General features: G+C 34.1%; 19 protein-coding genes and 1 pseudogene. 2 read left to right on the plus strand and 18 right to left on the minus strand.

The genetic code is table 11. The annotated features are described in order from the left end of the window. Nucleotides 1-52: 52 nt before the first annotated feature. Nucleotides 53-262, minus strand: coding sequence for a DNA-directed RNA polymerase subunit omega (rpoZ, locus tag QMO72_RS08615; RefSeq protein ID WP_046836196.1), 210 nt, complete (start codon nucleotides 260-262; stop codon nucleotides 53-55). Further along, on the minus strand, nucleotides 262-885 hold the full coding sequence (gmk, locus tag QMO72_RS08620; RefSeq protein WP_046836195.1) for a guanylate kinase: 624 nt from the start codon (nucleotides 883-885) through the stop codon (nucleotides 262-264). The genes rpoZ and gmk overlap by 1 nt, the downstream gene beginning before the upstream one ends. 158 nt (nucleotides 886-1,043) lie before the next feature. On the opposite strand from gmk, the gene QMO72_RS08625 reads away from it, so the two are divergent. Further along, nucleotides 1,044-2,741 (plus strand): Rqc2 family fibronectin-binding protein, encoded by a 1,698-nt coding sequence (locus tag QMO72_RS08625; protein WP_069824286.1) that lies wholly within the window; start codon nucleotides 1,044-1,046, stop codon nucleotides 2,739-2,741. 98 nt (nucleotides 2,742-2,839) lie between these two features. Here the strand turns inward: QMO72_RS08625 and QMO72_RS08630 are convergent, their stop codons facing one another. The 14 genes and pseudogenes from QMO72_RS08630 to QMO72_RS08695 form a co-directional block, all read right to left on the minus strand. Beyond that, nucleotides 2,840-3,244, minus strand: coding sequence for a VOC family protein (locus tag QMO72_RS08630; RefSeq protein ID WP_103267384.1), 405 nt, complete (start codon nucleotides 3,242-3,244; stop codon nucleotides 2,840-2,842). A 127-nt stretch (nucleotides 3,245-3,371) separates the two neighbouring features. Then, the gene (locus tag QMO72_RS08635; RefSeq protein ID WP_103267385.1) at nucleotides 3,372-4,226 is read right to left on the minus strand and encodes a YitT family protein; all 855 of its coding nucleotides are present in this window, start codon (nucleotides 4,224-4,226) and stop codon (nucleotides 3,372-3,374) included. Between the two features lie 614 nt (nucleotides 4,227-4,840). Continuing rightward, complete coding sequence (locus QMO72_RS08640) at nucleotides 4,841-5,023, minus strand: hypothetical protein (RefSeq protein WP_103267386.1); 183 nt, start codon at nucleotides 5,021-5,023, stop codon at nucleotides 4,841-4,843. A gap of 21 nt (nucleotides 5,024-5,044) precedes the next feature. Continuing rightward, nucleotides 5,045-5,656, minus strand: coding sequence for an orotate phosphoribosyltransferase (gene pyrE / locus QMO72_RS08645; RefSeq protein WP_069824290.1), 612 nt, complete (start codon nucleotides 5,654-5,656; stop codon nucleotides 5,045-5,047). A 1-nt stretch (nucleotide 5,657) separates the two neighbouring features. Continuing rightward, complete coding sequence (pyrF, locus tag QMO72_RS08650; protein WP_073504642.1) at nucleotides 5,658-6,350, minus strand: orotidine-5'-phosphate decarboxylase; 693 nt, start codon at nucleotides 6,348-6,350, stop codon at nucleotides 5,658-5,660. 99 nt (nucleotides 6,351-6,449) lie between these two features. Beyond that, nucleotides 6,450-9,623, minus strand: a complete 3,174-nt coding sequence (gene carB / locus QMO72_RS08655; protein WP_103267387.1) for a carbamoyl-phosphate synthase large subunit — start codon at nucleotides 9,621-9,623, stop codon at nucleotides 6,450-6,452. Continuing rightward, nucleotides 9,616-10,716 carry a carbamoyl phosphate synthase small subunit gene (locus tag QMO72_RS08660; protein WP_103267388.1) on the minus strand — a complete coding sequence of 367 codons (1,101 nt, stop codon included), beginning with the start codon at nucleotides 10,714-10,716 and terminating at the stop codon, nucleotides 9,616-9,618. The genes carB and QMO72_RS08660 overlap by 8 nt, the downstream gene beginning before the upstream one ends. Further along, on the minus strand, nucleotides 10,716-11,990 hold the full coding sequence (gene pyrC, locus QMO72_RS08665) for a dihydroorotase (RefSeq protein ID WP_069824294.1): 1,275 nt from the start codon (nucleotides 11,988-11,990) through the stop codon (nucleotides 10,716-10,718). Before pyrC ends, QMO72_RS08660 begins: the two co-directional genes overlap by 1 nt. Further along, nucleotides 11,974-12,888: an aspartate carbamoyltransferase catalytic subunit gene (locus QMO72_RS08670; RefSeq protein WP_069824295.1), complete on the minus strand. Its 915-nt coding sequence runs from the start codon at nucleotides 12,886-12,888 to the stop codon at nucleotides 11,974-11,976. Before QMO72_RS08670 ends, pyrC begins: the two co-directional genes overlap by 17 nt. 29 nt (nucleotides 12,889-12,917) lie before the next feature. After that, nucleotides 12,918-14,225 carry a uracil-xanthine permease family protein gene (locus QMO72_RS08675; protein WP_103267389.1) on the minus strand — a complete coding sequence of 436 codons (1,308 nt, stop codon included), beginning with the start codon at nucleotides 14,223-14,225 and terminating at the stop codon, nucleotides 12,918-12,920. Between the two features lie 278 nt (nucleotides 14,226-14,503). Further along, nucleotides 14,504-15,031 (minus strand): bifunctional pyr operon transcriptional regulator/uracil phosphoribosyltransferase PyrR, encoded by a 528-nt coding sequence (pyrR, locus tag QMO72_RS08680; protein ID WP_046836183.1) that lies wholly within the window; start codon nucleotides 15,029-15,031, stop codon nucleotides 14,504-14,506. Nucleotides 15,032-15,683: 652 nt separating this feature from the next. Beyond that, nucleotides 15,684-16,601 (minus strand): RluA family pseudouridine synthase, encoded by a 918-nt coding sequence (locus tag QMO72_RS08685; protein ID WP_103267390.1) that lies wholly within the window; start codon nucleotides 16,599-16,601, stop codon nucleotides 15,684-15,686. Nucleotides 16,602-16,613: 12 nt separating this feature from the next. Then, nucleotides 16,614-17,090 (minus strand): signal peptidase II, encoded by a 477-nt coding sequence (gene lspA, locus QMO72_RS08690; protein WP_046836181.1) that lies wholly within the window; start codon nucleotides 17,088-17,090, stop codon nucleotides 16,614-16,616. A gap of 249 nt (nucleotides 17,091-17,339) precedes the next feature. Further along, nucleotides 17,340-17,761, minus strand: a pseudogene (locus QMO72_RS08695) (carboxymuconolactone decarboxylase family protein). A gap of 109 nt (nucleotides 17,762-17,870) precedes the next feature. Here QMO72_RS08695 and QMO72_RS08700 point away from each other — a divergent pair. Next, on the plus strand, nucleotides 17,871-18,281 hold the full coding sequence (locus tag QMO72_RS08700) for an Lrp/AsnC family transcriptional regulator (RefSeq protein ID WP_103267391.1): 411 nt from the start codon (nucleotides 17,871-17,873) through the stop codon (nucleotides 18,279-18,281). Between the two features lie 53 nt (nucleotides 18,282-18,334). Here QMO72_RS08700 and QMO72_RS08705 read toward each other — a convergent pair whose 3' ends face one another. Next, the gene (locus tag QMO72_RS08705; protein WP_103267392.1) at nucleotides 18,335-18,808 is read right to left on the minus strand and encodes a CHAP domain-containing protein; all 474 of its coding nucleotides are present in this window, start codon (nucleotides 18,806-18,808) and stop codon (nucleotides 18,335-18,337) included. 4 nt (nucleotides 18,809-18,812) lie between these two features. Beyond that, nucleotides 18,813-19,607, minus strand: coding sequence for a VOC family protein (locus QMO72_RS08710; protein ID WP_103267393.1), 795 nt, complete (start codon nucleotides 19,605-19,607; stop codon nucleotides 18,813-18,815). Nucleotides 19,608-19,670: the final 63 nt, after the last annotated feature.

The raw sequence follows: 19,670 nt of genomic DNA on the forward strand, positions 1-19,670 counted from the left end.
TTTAATGCCATCTCAATTATATAAATGTATTTCAAGGTGAACGTTCAATTACTTAAGAAAGTTTTATTGTACCGTCTGGATAAATTTCACCGTCAGCAATTTCTTCTAAAGCTTTACCTACGGGTTTTTTTGAGTTGTACTTATTTAACAATGCAGTTTCTGGATTTTCATCTATTTCACGTGCACGTTTTGCAGCAGTAGTTGCAATTAAATATTTCGAGTTAATCTTTGATGTTAATTGGTTTAATGGTGGGTATAACATTATTTTTTTGCCTCCAATATCATTTTTCTATATTTTGCTTCAATGCGTTCTCTTTTCAAATGCTCTGCATCTACAATCGATTGAATACGTTGTTTTGCTAAATCAACTTCGTCATTAACGACAACATAATCATACAAGTTCATCATTTCCACTTCTTTACGCGCTTCGTGCACACGGCTTTGAATTTTTTCATCAGATTCTGTACCACGACCGACTAATCGTTCGCGTAAATGGTCTAAACTTGGCGGAGCAAGAAATATAAACAATGCATCTGGAAACTTCTTACGCACTTGTTTGGCACCTTCGACTTCAATTTCTAAAAACACATCATGGCCTTGATCCATAGTGTCTTTAACATACTGCACAGGTGTCCCATAATAATTGCCAACATACTCTGCATATTCTATGAATTGATCTTGTTTAATTAATTCTTCAAAGTCAGACTTTGCTTTGAAAAAGTAATCAACGCCATCAACTTCACCCTCACGCATATCACGTGTTGTCATTGAAATAGAATATTTATAAGATGTGGATGGGTCATCAAATATTTTCTTTCTAACTGTACCTTTCCCTACACCAGAAGGTCCAGATAGTACAATCAACAAACCTTTCTCATTATCCATGACTTACGACCTCTCTAAGCTATACTTCTATTATTAACACATGATACCACAATCACCATTTGATTGTATAGCATACTTAGTACAAACTTTGACCATGACCAATTCTTTTTGCCGTGTTACAATATGATGAATGACTAAAAATAAGGTGGCTGATAGTAATGGCATACGATGGTTTATTTACAAGAAAAATGGTGGAATCGTTACAATTTTTAGTAGACGGTAGAATCCACAAAATAAATCAACCAGAAAACGACACGCTGATTGTCGTTATTCGTCAAAATCGTAAAAATCATCAACTTCTACTTTCTATCCATCCTAGTTTTACTAGAATGCATCTCACTAATAAAAAATATGACAACCCATTTGATCCCCCTATGTTTGCTCGCGTATTCCGTAAGCATCTTGAGGGTGGTATTGTAAAAGCAATTAGACAAATTGGTAATGATAGACGTGTAGAGATAGATGTTGAAAGCAAAGATGAAATTGGCGATACAATACATCGTACTATGATTTTAGAAATTATGGGTAAACATAGTAATTTGGTACTCGTTGATGAAAATCGTAAAATTATTGAAGGATTTAAACATTTAACACCTAATACGAATCAATATCGTACGGTTATGCCGGGGTTTGAATATGAGACACCCCCATTACAAAACAAAGTAAATCCCTATGAAATTACTGGTGATGAGGCTTTAAAATATATTGATTTTAACAGTGGAAAAATAGCGCGACAATTACTCGATCAATTCGAAGGTTTCAGTCCATTAATTACAAATGAAATTGTAAGTCGCAAACAATTTATGACAGCTCAAACGCTACCAGAAGCTTTTGATACAGTGATGGCTGAAACCAATGAAGCACCTACACCAATCTTTCATAAAAACCACGAAACAGGTAAAGAAGACTTTTATTTCATGAAATTAAATCAATTTTATGACGACGTTGTACTATATGACTCTCTTCATGATTTACTTGATCGCTATTATGATGCACGTGGTGAAAGAGAACGTGTCAAACAACGCGCCAATGATTTAGTGAAATTTGTACAACAACAACTGCATAAGTATCAAAATAAACTAAGCAAGCTGCTGGATGAGCAAGAAGGCACTAAAGATAAAGAACTACAGCAGTTATATGGAGAATTAATCACTGCCAATATCTATCGCATTAAACAGGGCGACAAAGAAGTAACTGCACTTAACTATTATACTGGTGAAGAAGTAACTATTCCTCTGAAAACGACGAAATCTCCTGCAGTTAATGCGCAACTCTACTATAAGCAATATAATAAGTTAAAAACGAGAGCCCATGAACTACATCATCAAATTGATTTGACTAAGGAAAATATTGCTTATTTTGAAAGTATCGACCAACAACTCGCACATATTTCTGTAGACGATATAGATGATATTCGCGATGAATTGGCAGAACAAGGCTATATGAAACAACGCAAACAAAGTAAAAAGAAAAAGAAACAAACTATACAACTACAAGAGTATGTATCAACAGACGGTGACACAATACTCGTAGGTAAAAACAACAAACAAAATGATTATTTAACAAATAAGAAAGCCTCAAAAAATCATCTTTGGTTCCATACCAAAGATATTCCAGGGTCACACGTTGTAATACTAAATGATGATCCGAGCGAAACAACCATTAAAGAGGCTGCAATGTTATCTGGCTACTTTTCCAAGGCTGGCAATTCAGGTCAAATCCCTGTAGATTATACTGAAATCAAACACGTTCATAAACCTTCAGGCTCAAAACCTGGTTTTGTAACTTACGATAATCAAAAAACACTTTTTGCTACACCAGATTACGACCATATTCAAAAATTAAAAGTTAAATAACTTCTTAATGCATTCATAATAAAAAAGCTAGGACTATAGCGTTTAAGTACTATCAACAAAACGCTATATATCCTAGCTTTTTTTATTTTAAATTAACATTATTGATTAGGTAGCGCTAATTGGAAATTCACTCCGAACTTATCTTGAATCCATGCGAATTCTCTAAACGGTGGCATTTCTGTTTTCGGCATTAATATTGCACCACCACTTTTCAGTTTACTAAATAAGCGTTCCATTTCTAACGGGCTATCAACTGTTACATATAAAGACATTGCAGGGTTCATATCAATATCCACACCATTTACGTTATCTATGGCCATAAATATTTGGTCTTTCAGCCTAAATATTGCATGTTGGACAGCGCCTGTAGGTGCATCATCACTTTCACTATATTTTACCAATGTTAAAATTTCTGCATCTTCAAACACATTGACATATAAATGAATCGCTTCTTCCGCTTCTCCGTTGAACATCAAGAATGTAGTAATTTTGGGTATTGCCATTAATAAATCCTCCTTCTTGGTCTTACTTACTAGGATAAATCATCATTGCTTAAAAATCGAATAACTCTGTATACCTTATACGTGCTTATCCTATATTTCACACTATAATAACGTGACAAACTCCTATTTATGATAAATTCATAAATCCGTTACCTAGCACATCACGTACATCATGTATGACTAAAAATGCATTTTCATCCTCTTCATTCACTAATTTTTTCACTCTTGTAACTTGTGATTGTGGTACTACAACATAAAGCATACTGGTTTCATTTTTACCATAGCCCCCTTTACCATTCAGGAGCGTTGATCCTCTTCCAGTAAAACTATTGATTTTATCGCTTATCGTTTCATTATGACTAGAAATAATGGTGACTGCTTTTTTAGGATTAAAACCTTCAATAATAAATGAAGTTGCTCGTTCTGTGATAAACAACATGATGATTGTAAATAATACATTGGTTAATGGAAGTACGAAAATAAACGAGAGTACAACCAGCCCATCCAATACAAATATACCTTGAGAGGTTTTAATATCGAAATACTTATTTAACATCTTCGCAACTACGGATGTTCCCCCAATAACCCCACCCGATGCGATGACTAAGCCAATACCTATACCTACTAATATGCCCCCAAAAGTAGCATTAACAACAAAGTTATCTACACCGGTATGCCATCCTTCTGTTAAATCCAAAAATATAGATATTGCAGTATTAGATATAAATGTATAAATCGCTGTTCTTCTGCTTAAAAATTTCCAACCTACAAGGATTACAATAGTATTAATAATTAATGATGTTAACGCAGGTGAAAAACCAAAGGCATATTTTAAAGCTAGAGATATACCTACTGTGCCCCCATCACCGAGATTAGATCCAAGGATAAAGCAGTTAACTGCAATCGCACTAATGAATGCCCCAATTAAACAAACAATAATATTTTTTGTATGATTACGAAATAATTGTTGTATCAATTTCATCTATGCCCCCTATGCCTTTGAAAAGTAATTACATATTATTTCTAAAATTATAAACTAAATATGTCATAAATCCTATGTATAAATAAGTCTATCTTTATATACGATTTAGATAAAAATGAACAACTACATTGTTTTAAGTTGTTTCTTAAAACAATATTACAAAATAAATTAAGGACTCCGGATGGACGATTTTAAATACTATGAATCTATCATATTTCTGTCTGTTTGATTGCTATTGCATTTCACAAGTGCTACTTCACTTCTTTCTATCTTGCCAGCTATGATTATTATGTTTATTCTTAATTTCTTTCACTTTATTACATTTACAGTTAAAATATATATAAATCCATCGGGAGGTTAATTAATTATGTCTTTTTATATTATTCCATTACTTATTGCTGCACTCGTCTTACTCATTGGTTATATTATTATAAAAATTATGATTCGTTGATCTATCATTCAACTTGAATTGTAGTATATATCATTAATGTGTACACGAAGTGGTCATTACGCAACTTTTCTGATGCATATACAAAAAGGATAGTGAAAATGTCTTGATACATTTTCACCATCCTTTTTATTTTCATTCACCAGTGATAACTAGCGGTTTAAAATCAAATATGGCCCTTTTGCTTAATACTAGACTTTGATTTCTTATATATATTTTTATCCGCTGATTTTGATAATAATTCATTACATTCATCATATGTGTGTTGTGCTCTATAGTCGTCTTCTTTTTTTAAAAATTTATTTAAATGCGCAAAATGGTCATATGCTTCATTCGGGTTCTTTGTCATAATATCCCCTCCAACTCTATATTATGACAAGTTATCTCTCCAATCAACTAATGTAGTCATATCGTTATCAGAAATTTCTCCATTTTCTTTTGCAACAGCAATCAGTTCATTATAATTACTCAAAGTGTAGAAAGGAAGCTGCGCTGCTGTGAATTGCTCATCCGCTTTTTTAAGGCCATACGTAAAAATAGCTACAACGCCTAATACTTCTGCGCCAGCTTCTTTCAAGGCATCTACAGCAGTGATAGAAGAACCACCTGTCGAAATTAAATCTTCAATTACAACTACTTTTTTACCTTTGCTCTGTGCACCTTCAATTTGATTTTGTTTGCCATGGCTTTTACTTGAAGAACGCACGTAATTCATCGGTAAATCTAATGATTCAGAAACATATGCAGCGTGTGGAATACCCGCTGTTGCAGTACCTGATAATACTTCAACATCCGCAAAATTAGTCTTAATTAATTCTGCAAGACCGTCTCTAATTTCACGACGAATGGATGGATACCCTAATGTAATTCGATTATCACAATATATCGGTGATTTAATACCAGAACTCCATGTGAACGGCTCATTAGGTGAAAGAGACACTGCTTCAATGTCTAATAATGCTTTTGCTATATTTTTTGCCATATTAACTTAACCAACTTTCTTTAATTTTATGATAACTTTCTACTGGATTGTCGCTCTTAGTGATAGGACGCCCAACAACGATATGCGTTGACCCTAATGCTTTTGCTTGTTGTGGCGTTGTTATTCTTTTTTGATCATCAGCACTCGTACCTTCTGGTCTGATACCTGGAGTAACTTTTAAAAATTCAGAACCTAATGCATTCGTGAGTAATGATGTTTCTAAAGGTGAACAAACGACGCCATCTAATCCGGATTGCTTAGCTAATTGTGCATAATTTAACACAGCTGCTTCAATTGAACTTTGAATATTTTGTTCGTTGTGTAACACTTCTTCAGTAGTCGAAGTGAGCTGCGTAACCGCAATAATTTGAATGTTGTCATTATATTTACGAATGCCTTCAACTGCACGTTTCATCATATCTGTTCCACCTGCTGCATGAACATTTACTAAATCAACATTTAATTTGCTTAATCCTTCCATCGCTTTTCCAACGGTATTAGGAATATCGTGTAATTTCAAATCCAAGAATATATCGTGACCACGCGCCTTAATAGAGGCAATTAAATCAGGTCCAGTTTGGTAAAAGAGCTCCATTCCTATTTTTACAAACAGTGGTTCATCGAATTGATCTAAAAACGTATGTACTGCTTCAGAAGAATCAAAGTCTAAGGCAATAATGGGTAAAGTATTCATAATTTATGCTACACCTCATATTTAATAACTTTCAATAGTTGAATTAAGACAAAATAATAGTTGATCGAACACTATCACTTTGCCTTAATTATTTGATTTTTACATATTTTTCATTGTAAATGTCATACTTTCAATGACATTTGTCAACGCATTAGCTGTATCTAAAGATGTCAGACAAGGTACGCCATTTTCAACTGAGGAACGTCTGATTTGGAAACCATCACGTTCAAATTCTTTACCTTTAGTCATTGTATTAATTACGATTTGTACTTCTCCATTTTGTATACGTGTAAGCAAATCATCTTCGTAACCGATTTTACCAACGACTTCAGCTGGAATATTCTGTTCTGCTAATTTATTTGCTGTGCCTTCAGTTGCAAGTATTTTGTAACCTACTTCATTTAAACGGCTCGCAATATTAACCACTTCATCTTTATCTTTATCACTTACTGTCATTAATACTGTACCGTGGTCTTTAACTTCCATACCACTTGCAGTAAGCCCTTTGAATAATGCTTTTTCTAAAGTTAAATCTTTACCCATCACTTCACCTGTAGATTTCATTTCAGGTCCAAGCGTAATATCAACATTTTTTAATTTATTAAAGCTAAAGACTGGAGCTTTAACAAAGACGCCTTCAGTATATGGTTGAATACCAGCTTTATATCCTAAATCAAGTAGTTTTTCACCTATAATAGCTCGCATTGCTAGTTGAGCCATTTGAATATTTGTTATTTTGCTTAAAAACGGTACGGTACGACTTGAGCGTGGATTCACTTCAAGTACATAGACGCCGTCATGCGCAATTACAAATTGAATATTGATTAATCCTATGATGTTTAATCCTTTTGCTAATCGAATCGTAAAATCTTCGAGTGTATCCATCTCTGCTTGCGTTAATGTTTGGGGTGGATATACTGCAATAGAGTCACCTGAATGCACGCCGGCTCTTTCAATGTGCTCCATGATGCCAGGAATGATGACTGTTTCACCATCAGAGATTGCATCTACTTCAATTTCTTTTCCAGTTAAATATCTATCTATCAGTACTGGATGATCCGGACTTGCTTTTACTGCTTCGTTCATATAGTTTTCTAATTCTGAATCACTATTAACGATTTCCATTGCACGACCGCCTAAAACGTATGAAGGTCTTACAACTACTGGATACCCAATATTTCTGGCATTTTCAAGGGCTTCTTCAGGTGATGTTGCTGTTTTCCCATTAGGTTGTGGCACATCAATCGTGTGTAGTAATGCCTCAAACTCTTTACGGTCCTCAGCACGATTTAAGTCTTCTAATGAAGTACCTAAAATTTTAACATCATGTTTTTCAAGTTTATCTGCTAAATTAATTGCAGTTTGTCCACCAAACTGTACAACTACACCTTTAGGTTGCTCTAAATCAATGATATTCATAACATCTTCTTCAGTAAGCGGTTCAAAATACAGCTTATCCGAAATTGAGAAATCAGTTGATACTGTTTCAGGATTGTTATTCACAATGATTGCTTCATAACCCGCTTGTTGAATCGCCCACACTGCATGAACAGTTGCATAGTCAAACTCTACGCCCTGTCCGATACGGATTGGTCCAGAACCAAGCACTAATATCTTCTCTTTATCTGTAACGATAGATTCATTTTCTTGTTCATATGTCCCATAATAGTAAGGTGTTGCAGATTCAAATTCTGCCGCACAAGTATCTACCATTTTATACACTGGTGTAATCCCATGTTCTTGTCTTAATGCATACACTGCTTCTTCTGACATATCAAAGCGATGTGCAATAACACGATCACTAAAGCCGTAATCTTTTGCAAATTTAAGATAATCTATATCTCCTTTATTCGCTTTTAAATTATGTTCAATATTGATGATATGTTGGAATTTATTTAAGAAGAAGTAATCAATTTTTGTCATTTCATGAATTTCTTCTAGGGTTGTACCTCGACGAATTGCTTCACCTATAAAAAATAAACGTTCATCATCTTGATCACTAATACGCGCTTTAATGTAGTCTAAATCGAATGTTTCTCCGTTAGGCAATCCAAGGTGGTGTACACCATACTCTAATGAACGTATTGCTTTTAGCAATGATTCTTCATATGTTCTACCTATTGCCATAACTTCTCCAGTAGCTTTCATTTGAGTCCCTAAAACACGTTCGCCTTTGCCAAATTTATCAAATGGAAAACGTGGGATTTTAGAGATGACATAATCTAACGCAGGTTCAAATGCTGCATAAGAAGTTCCTGTGATTGGATTTAACATTTCATCTAGCGTTAAACCTACTGCAATTTTAGCTGCTAATTTAGCAATTGGATATCCTGTCGCTTTAGACGCCAATGCTGATGAGCGAGAAACACGAGGATTTACTTCAATAATGTAATAATCCATAGAATGTGGATCTAATGCTAATTGAACGTTACAACCGCCTTCTATGCCCAATGCACGAATGACTTTTAATGATACATCACGTAACATTTGGTATTCCACATCTGATAATGTCTGGCTAGGTGCTACAACAATTGAATCACCTGTATGGATACCTACAGGATCAATGTTTTCCATATTACATACTACAATTGCATTATCATTTTTATCTCTCATTACTTCATATTCTATTTCTTTAAAACCTGCAATTGATTTCTCAATTAAACATTGTGTCGCTGGACTATAATGTAACCCATTAGAAACAATCTCTTTTAACTCTTTATCGTTATGACAGATACCTCCGCCAGTACCTCCCATTGTAAATGCGGGTCTAACGATAAGTGGGTATCCCACTTGCTCTTTAAAATTAAATGCTTGTTCAACAGTATTAACAATATCACTCTCTGGTACAGCTACTTCTAAATCATTCATGAGTGTTCTGAATAACTCTCTATCTTCAGCTTGCTGAATAGATTCTAACTTCGTACCTAAAAGTTGCACATTATTTGCTTCAAGTACACCACTATCATGTAATTGAATCGCCATATTCAAACCTGTTTGACCACCTAATGTTGGTAACAGTGCATCGGGCTGCTCTTTACGTATAATTCGAGCAATAAAATCATGTGTTAAAGGTTCAATGTATACTTTATCTGCAATTTCAGTATCCGTCATAATTGTAGCTGGATTTGAGTTCACTAATATAACGCGATAGCCTTCTTCTTTTAAGGCGAGACAAGCTTGTGTACCTGCATAGTCAAATTCTGCTGCTTGACCAATAATAATAGGTCCTGATCCAATAACTAGAATTGTTTTGATATCATTACGTTTAGGCATTTGTGATACGCTCCTTTGCTTTATGGTCATTCATCATTTGAATAAATTCATCAAATAAATAATTTGAATCTGATGGTCCTGGACATGCTTCAGGGTGATATTGAACTGAAAATGCTGGTAATGTTTTGTGTCTTAAACCTTCGACCGTACCATCATTAATAGCTATATGTGTCACTTCTAGTTCTGTATCAATTAATGAATCTTTATCTATTGCGTAACCATGATTCTGACTAGTAAGTGCTATTTTTCCAGTTTTTAAATCTTTAACTGGGTGGTTGGCCCCTCTATGTCCAAATTTCATTTTAAATGATGTAGCACCTTGCGATAATGCGAATAATTGATGACCTAAGCAAATACCAAAGAATGGAATGTGTCCTAAGATGCCTTTAATCATTTCAACAGCAACTTGAACTTCTTCAGGATCTCCAGGGCCATTTGACAACATGACACCATCTGGGGACATTCTTATAATAGCTTCTGCAGAAGTATCATATGGTACAACAGTCACATTACAACCACGCGTATTCAACTCTCTAACAATATTTTGTTTTTTACCAAAATCCACTAACACAACACTCAAATCATAACCTGAAGATACATATGGTGATTTCGTCGATACCGTTGACACCTCATTACGTGGTAATTCTGTAGATTTTAATTGCTCAACGATTTGAGTAATACTTGCTTTATCATCTGTAAATGCTGCTTTTAAAACGCCAAAATTTCTGATTTTACGCGTGATACTGCGTGTATCAACGCCAGAAATACCCGGAACATCATACTCTACTAATACTTCATGCAATGTTTTTTGTTGTCTGAAATTACTAGGATGTGCACTCGCTTCTTTTACAACTACACCGTTCAATGTAGGTACAAGTGACTCAAAATCGTCTCTATTAATACCATAATTCCCAATTAATGGATAAGTAAATGTGATAATTTGACCAGTGTATGATGGATCAGATATCGTCTCTTGATAACCTGTCATTGCTGTATTGAATACAATTTCTCCCACTGTTAATTTATCTGAACCCAATGGGTAACCTTCATAATATGTTCCGTCTTCTAAAACTAGATAGCGTTTCTGCAACATTATTTTTCCTCCTTAAATTTAACTTCACCTTCAACTAATGTTAATACTGGAGTTCCATAAACTTTGTATCCAATAAATGGTGTATTACTACCTTTAGATGCAAAGTCTTCTGCCTTGATTTCACTTTCTTCATCTAGATTGATAACTGTTAAATCTGCTAAACCACCTTCTTCTAACCTACCATAAGGTAAATCAAACGTTTGCGCTGGTTTAATTGTTAAATAATCAACAAGTTGTTGTAATGACCAATCTCCATTTTTAACGAAGTGTGTATATAATAATGGGAATGCTGTTTCACTACCAACAATGCCAAATGGTGCCTTCGTCATAGGTTGTGCTTTTTCTTCAGCAGCATGCGGTGCATGATCCGTTGCGATACAATCAATTGTGCCATCTAATAAACCTTCTAATAATGCATCTCTATCTTCTTTACTTCTTAATGGGGGATTCATTTTGTATATTGCATCATCACCTGGTACATCATCTTCTGTTAATAACAGATGGTGTGGGGTTACTTCTGCAGTAACTTTAATACCCGCTTTCTTAGCATCACGAATCGCTCTGACACTTTCTTTCGTAGATACGTGGCACACATGATAATGTGCACCTGCCGCTTCAGCTAAAAGCACATCACGCGCGATTTGAACTGCTTCACAAATATTAGGAATACCAGGTATGCCCAATGCTTGACTGCGTTGGCCTTCATGCATAGCGCCACCATAAATTAAGCTATTGTCTTCACAGTGCGCTACAACAGCTTTATTAACTTTTGCTGCCGCTTGCATTGCTTCATACATCATATTAGCTTGTTGAACTCCTACACCATCATCAGTAAAGGCAAATGCACCATTTTGTGCAAGTGCTTCGAAATCTACATGTGTTTGACCGGCTTGTCTTACTGTGATGGCAGCATACGGTAAAACTCTTACTTGTGCATTTTCTTCTATTAATTGATTTAAGTGTTTTAAATTCTCTTCTGAATCAGGTACTGGACGTGTATTAGGCATTGGACATACCGTCGTAAACCCACCTCTAGCCGCTGCTTTAGTACCTGTTTCTATCGTTTCTTTGTGTTCCCCACCCGGTTCACGTAAATGTACGTGCACATCGACTAAACCTGGCGCTACAAATTGACCTTTAACATCTATAACTTCTATCGATGGGTCAATTTCAATTTGTGGCGCGATTTTTTTTATATGTTGCCCTTCGATTAAAATTGAAACGTCTTTAAATTCTCCATTTTGTAAGATCTTAGCATTATTTAATAACTTCATTAGTTTCTGCCCCTTTTGTTTGTAATATATAATCTATAACAGCCATTCGTAAGTACATGCCATTTTCCATTTGCTTGAAAATGCGAGATTTTGATGCTTCTACAAGTGAGTGATCAATCTCTACACCTCTATTGACTGGAGCTGGATGCATTACGATTGCTTGATTGTGTAATTTATTATACCTTGCTTGTGTTAACCCAAATTGTTCATGATAGTTATTTGCTTCAAAGCTTGTAGTCTCTCCATTATCATGTCTTTCATGTTGCACCCTCAATAACATAACAATATCTACATGATCTATAACTGTATCAATGTCAACATAAGGTGCATCAAGTGAATAATCCTTCCACGCTTCAGGACTAGAAAACATGACGTTTGCCCCAAGTGCAGATAAACTCTGAAAGTTACTTCTAGCGACGCGAGAATTTTTAATATCTCCACAAATCAAGATATTGAGGCCTTCAAATGACTGATATTCTTCATATATCGTCATAATGTCTAATAAACTTTGGGTAGGATGTTGGCCGCTGCCATCTCCCCCGTTAATAATTGGGATATTAAGTGATTTTAATTCATCGTAATATGTAGTTTGTGAATGTCTAATCACAAGAACATCTGCGCCAACCTGCTCTAAAGTCTTGCAAGTGTCATATAATGACTCACCCTTTTGAACTGAAGATGTATTAGTCTCAAAATCAATTAATTTTAATCCTAATTTTTGTTCGGCTACTAAGAAACTACTTTTAGTGCGAGTAGAATTTTCAAAAAATAAATTTGCTACGAATTTATCTTCATAACGTTGAGGCTTTAGATCACCTTTTTTTATAGCGCTTGCGCGTTGAATTAACTCATGAATTTCGTTTGTAGATAGATGTTCCATTGAAAGTAAATTATCCATGTTCAGCCTCCTCATAATACAATCTTCACTTATTTAGTCGCTACTGCTTCTTTCGGTAATATCAGATTTAATATAATTCCTGCTAACGCCGCAAGTGCCATACCTTCTATTTCGAGTTTGACACCTACACCATTTAAGTTGAAAACCAAGTTTCCAATACCAATTACAAGTATGACTGATGCAATAACTAAGTTACGATTACTAGCAAAATCTACTTCGCTCTCAACAAGCATTCTTAAGCCACTTGTCGCAATGATACCAAAAAGTAATATAGATACACCGCCCATTACAGGTGTAGGTATTGATGATACAAGTGCTGTGAATTTCCCTACAAATCCTAAGATAATTGCAATCACGGCAGCACCACCGATAACATAAACACTATAAATTTTTGTGATTGCTAAGACACCGATGTTTTCACCATATGTTGTACTTGGTGGCCCACCAATAATACTTGCAAACATAGTAGACACACCATCACCTATAATAGATTTATCTAATCCAGGATCCTTGAAAAAATTTCTTCCTACAATTTTATTTATGACCATTTGGTGGCCAATATGCTCACTCACAGTAACAAATACAATAGGTATCAATACAAGAATCAATCCTAAGTGAAACGAGGGTGTATAGTCTTTAAAAGGAATATACACTTCCGGCAATTGTAACCATTTTGCTTTTATAATCGGTGCAAAGTTGACCAAGCCCATAAACATTGAAAGGACATAGCCCGTTACAATACCGATTAATACTGGTATTAAAGATAAGAACCCTTTAAAGAATCCTTGTACAACTATTGTGACAAGTAAAGTAATCATAGCTACGGCTAGATAACTCAAATTATAGCCTTTCATATCTGAAGCATTTTCAAACATTGCCATGTTTATAGCTGTTGGTGCTAAACTCAAACCAATAACCATAATTACTGGACCAACAACTACAGGAGGTAACAGCTGCATCAACCAGTTTGTTCCACTGATTCTTATAGCTAGCCCAATGAGTACATACATTACACCACTCATGAAAAGTGCCATTAGCATGTCACCCAAACTGTGAGAATTTAAGCCAGTAATAATGGGTGTAATAAACGCGAAACTCGAACCTAAGTAAGCTGGTATTTTAGCTTTTGTAATTAATATATATAACAATGTTCCTATACCTGATGCTAGTAATGCAGATGATATCGGCAATCCTGTTAAAAATGGTACCAGTACTGTAGACCCAAACATCGCAAATAAGTGTTGCGTACTTAAAAATGCCCATTGGCCAAATTTAGGTCTATCTTGCACATCTAATACTGGTTTGACTGTCCGTTCGAACATTGTTTCATTTTCCATGTTTTACGCTTCCCTTCATAAAAAAATCTCTTTACATTGTATTCATGTAAAGAGACTCAAAAAGTATACACTATCTTATTTTTAAACTTTAGATTGATTCATCCACAACATGATTCAACCATGGTTCAATAAATTAAGATAATATGAAGAGGTTTATTATAACTGTTATACCATCAATGATCATTGACTATAAAGCTATCTAGGTATGTGCGTAGTCATAAGTTACATCATTCCAAACCTCTTCCCTTTCTCAGTCTCTCGTACTGAATTAAAAGGCGCTATTCAATTACTACTGCATTTCTTGAATCGATTTCATCAAGAAATACCGAAACAGCTTCTTCCCTTGCAGTCGGAATATTCTTTCCTACAAAGTCTGCACGTATTGGTAATTCTCTGTGGCCTCGATCAACTAATGTTGCTAAGCCTATTTTTTTAGGTCTAGCATATTGGAGTACCGCGTCTAATGATGCTCTGACCGTTCTTCCTGTATATAAAACATCATCAATAATTATGACGACTTGATTTGTGATATTTACATCTATCTCATATGTTTTTTCGTTGCTATGATTGGATGTTTGTTCTAAATCATCTCTAAATTGGGTAATATCGATTGTCCCCGTAGGCACTACTTTTTCTTCGATACTTTCAATCTTTTGCTGGAGACGTCTTGCTAAAAAAGCTCCACGCGTCTTAATGCCTAACAATATTAAATTATCAGTACCTTTATTATATTCTAAAATTTCGTGTGCAATACGTGTCACCGTTCTCTGTATAGCCGCTTCATCCATAATAACGCGTTCTGACATTTTAGGCACCTACCTTAATTTGTTTAATCAATAAAATATTAATGCGATAATGTTTAGGATATAAAGAAAACCCCATGCCTTTATTCAGACATGAGGTTTATCTATAAGGATATCACAAACAATTAAGAGACATATCTTGCTTTACTTAGATGATTTCTCTTACATAAATATGTTTATATTTATGTCTCCCACTGTGCTAACTATTATAGCTACAATAGTATTAATTTGTTTTCACAAATCATATGTTTGTATACCTTAATTAAAGTCATGTCTTTGAAGCCTCTCTGGACTTTCATTTAAAGACGTACGTTCGCTTTATTAAACTGTCATAATATTATCACGAATAGACTAAACTTGCAAGTGTATTTAGGTAACAACTGCTGCTTCCATAACTCAAGCTATATTTATATAACATTCTTAAAATATTATTTATGTATATACATTTGTCTTCATCTTTATCATGCGTACACATTCAATGATTCAAGACGTCATATTAAATATCGTCTAATATATACAAAAGAAAATGACGGTATCTACTGAAGTATAGTAGACACCGTCACTTTCAAATTATATAAGCTATTAATACCCAAGCCAAATTATCTTACGAAGCATAACATCTAGCATGAATACTTGTGCTTTGTATTGCTAACTTTTAACTATCACTTTTACGTATATCTGACAATAACTGTTCAAAATCATCAGGTAATGCTGCTGATTTCTCAATATATTCATGCGTTACTGGATGTTCGAAACCAATCACTTCTGCATGTAACGCTTGACCACCTATATCCAATGTTTTTTTCGGACCATACTTTGGATCACCTACTAAGGGATAACCAATATATTTCATATGGACACGTATTTGGTGTGTACGGCCAGTCTCTAATTGACATTCTATCAGTGTATATTTATTAAAATGTTCTAGGACATTAAAGTGTGTGATCGCATCTTTACCGTCATCGACAACATCCATCGATTGTCTATCAATTTTATTTCTTCCAATTGGCGCATCAACTGTGCCATAATCATGTGGGATATTACCGTGAACAAGTGCCACATATTTACGTGTCACTGTTTTATTCACCAATTGGTCAACTAAACTGCGATGCGCGATATCATTTTTAGCAACCATTAACAAGCCAGATGTATCTTTATCAATTCTGTGTACGATGCCCGGACGAATCTCGCCATTAATACCCGATAGATCCTTCATTTGATACATTAAACCATTAACAAGCGTGCCAGTATAATGTCCTGCAGAAGGATGAACTACCATACCTTTAGGCTTATACACAATTGCAACATCATCATCTTCATAGTATATATCTAAATTTAAATTCTCAGGGTTAATATCAGCTTCAACAATTTCTTTTTCCGTTACAACAATATGGTCATTAAGCTTAGTTTTATAATTTGATTTAACCAATTTATCATTCACTTTCACAAGTGACTCTTTGATTAAGTCTTGAATTTGCGTACGCGACCAATCTGAATTGTATTCTGGTAGTAATTTGTCGATGCGCTGCCCTGTTTCTTCTGGATTTTCTATTTTAAACTCATGTGTTTCCATGCAAAATCTCTCCTATTCTACTTTCTTCATATCTGTTAACAAAGCGATAATAATCAACAAAACACCTATCGTCAAACTGGCGTCTGCTACATTGAATATTGGGAAATTGTATCCAAATATATATGTATCCACAAAATCTACAACTTCACCATGTAATACACGATCAATAAAGTTTCCTAAAGCACCTGCAAATAACAAACTAATAGCAATTTGCATTAGTAAATGTTGTTTTGCCTCTTTAATATAAAAAACAATAAGTACCACAAGTATAATGATAGTAATAATATAGAAGAAGCCCATTTTACCACTTAAAATACCCCAAGCTGCACCATTATTTCTGTGAGATGTAATATTTAAAAAGTTGGGTATAACTTCGTAGGAGTCTCCAACTTTCATTGAACTAGCAACAATAAATTTTGTAATTTGATCTAATATTAATATAACGATTGTTATGAATAAAGAAATACCAATGTAGTACTGACGTTTCATGTCTGTACCTCCTATTATACTCTCAGTCGTTTTACAACAACTTTCATTATATCCTAATCAAACTTATAAAAAAAGTTACAGTTTCAATAACAGTAAAATTATGGCTAAAATAAACCTGTTCTTATCAAAATCCATTAATACTTTACACTTTATCATGATATTTACTCGATGATAAAGTGTAAATCTTTCATTTCGTGATTGCCAGATTCAAATATTGAGATCATAATAAAACATTTTTAATAGCTATGTTTATATTTTATCGTCATTTGGTGACAGCTTCATCAATGCACCGAAATATTGTTGACTAGTGGTAAATGTAATAAAGGCAAGCAGTTCACTTATTTCATTATCAGTTAAATTATCTTGTAATACCTTTATGATATAATTTGGAATATCTGTTTTTAATTTTAAAAATACATCTGTAAAGCCTATGCAAACTGCTGATTTATTATCTTTAAGATGACTTTAGGTTTCCCTTTAGCCTTACAATACAAGCATCCATTTTGTTGTGCTAACATACGTCTTATCTCTTCTTTTAACTCGCTTGATAGTGCACCATCACATTCTAATATGTCGCTCAAATCACGCCAGTTTTTCATTACCTCTTCATTATAACCTAATAATCTTTGAAATGACGTTTCTCCGTGTAAAGATGGCTGTATAATAGTCATAATTCACTCTCCTTATCTATAATCATTTTATTGTATACATAAGGAAAGTTGAATGCGTTATATGAGGTGTTTTAATATTATATTTACTAAAATAAAGGAGTTTTCATCTATGGACTTAACAAACAGAAAAATTATCCAACAATTAAAAGAAAATAGTAAAATATCATTAGAAAGTATTGGTAAAAATGTAAATCTTTCTACACCTTCTGTTAGAGATAGAATAAATAAATTGAAAGATATTGGCGTTATCAAACGCTATACGATTGACATAGACTATACTATTTTGGGATATAATATAGACGTCATTATTGAAATAATTATAAAAAATAACTTATACCAAGATTTTAAAACCTTTATCGCTCAGCAAAACAATGTAGCCTGTTGTTATAGAGTTTCGGGTGATAGTTGTTTTATGTTTAAAGTACGTTTTAAGCATATGCAAGAAGTAGAATCTTTTATTGATTCACTTCAAACATACGGGCACACTAAAACGCATTTTATATTTTCAAAGATAATATAACTGTTAGATATGACATTTTTTAACCATACGCGCAATATCAGCTCATTTCACTTTTATACGTGTGCATTATTTTTAGGATGAATATATTGATAATCCTTGATTTCATTTCGAAAAATGGTTCTTTTTGTAACTTCATATGGTTTACGATAATTCATCTCGCTGACTTCTATGGAACCATCTTTATACTTTTTCTCTATATATGCAACGTGGCCATATTTTCCTTTGGTAGATTGCATGATACTTCCTACTTTAGGTATTGAATTTACGCGATATCCATCCTTTTGAGCATGGGAGGACCAATACTTGGCATCATTCCAACTCACTCCGATTTGTTTGCCATGGGCACGCATTTTGTCAAAAACATAATTTGTACATTGTCCTTTAGTATAGGGGTTATATTTCATAGGATTAAATGACCAAAAATGATTATCAGGTTCAGTCATATCTCTATTTGTTATGCCTTCAAATGTCGCCATTCCAGTGAGTACCATACTACTCACTAACATGATTGTTAACCTTTTCTTCATAGCATCACTCTACCTCGTAATAGTTAAAACGAAACTGTATTCCATCAGGGCCCGTTAATCGTTTATGTGCAGTATCCGGATAATAACAATCAACGCAAGCTAAACCATACGTAACATCATTTTCAATTCTTTTAATATATGACTGCCAATTATTCACAACTAGATGCTGGTAATCACCTTTAGATGACATGTAGAGTGCTTCATCTGTATCTAAAGATGCAACTTCAAGATGAAAGAAATCTTTGTAATATGGTTTCACTTTATGCCATGCAATTGTTTTTAAATTTAAATAGCCAATTTGACTTTCATTCGGTATACCTTGCCATTGATGAGTTGAAACATGCGTCAATAACTTTGGGACATTAATCGGTAGTGTATCTAAAGCAACTTGTTCTTCAAGATTACCCCAATCTTCATTATATGCTTCAACATAAAACTCCAATCCATTACCCTCAGGATCATTAAGGTATAAAGAGGTTGTTAAATGATTCTCTCCGCCATCCACAGGTAAACTAAAGTCACTTAATTGAACAAGTATATCTGCTAACGCTGATTGTGATGTTAACTGAATGGCTAAATGAAATAACCCCGCTTCTGCGCTTAATGGCTCTCTACCTCCCTCTATTTGATTTAAAGAGATAAAGTGATTTTGTGCACCAATCCGATATAGTATGTTTGAAGCGGATTCTGTTACAATATTTAACCCTAATATATTACTATAAAAATGTTTCATTTCTTCTATATCTTTAACGTTCAAAGTAATTCCATTTACAAAATGGTCGTTTTTATTATGAAACATAAATAACACCTTTCTTACTTTCTATTTATCCTATTATACGCTTTATAAATCATTATAAAAAAT

Origin of the sequence: Staphylococcus casei (assembly GCF_030294405.1) — a bacterium.
GTDB lineage: Bacteria > Bacillota > Bacilli > Staphylococcales > Staphylococcaceae > Staphylococcus > Staphylococcus succinus.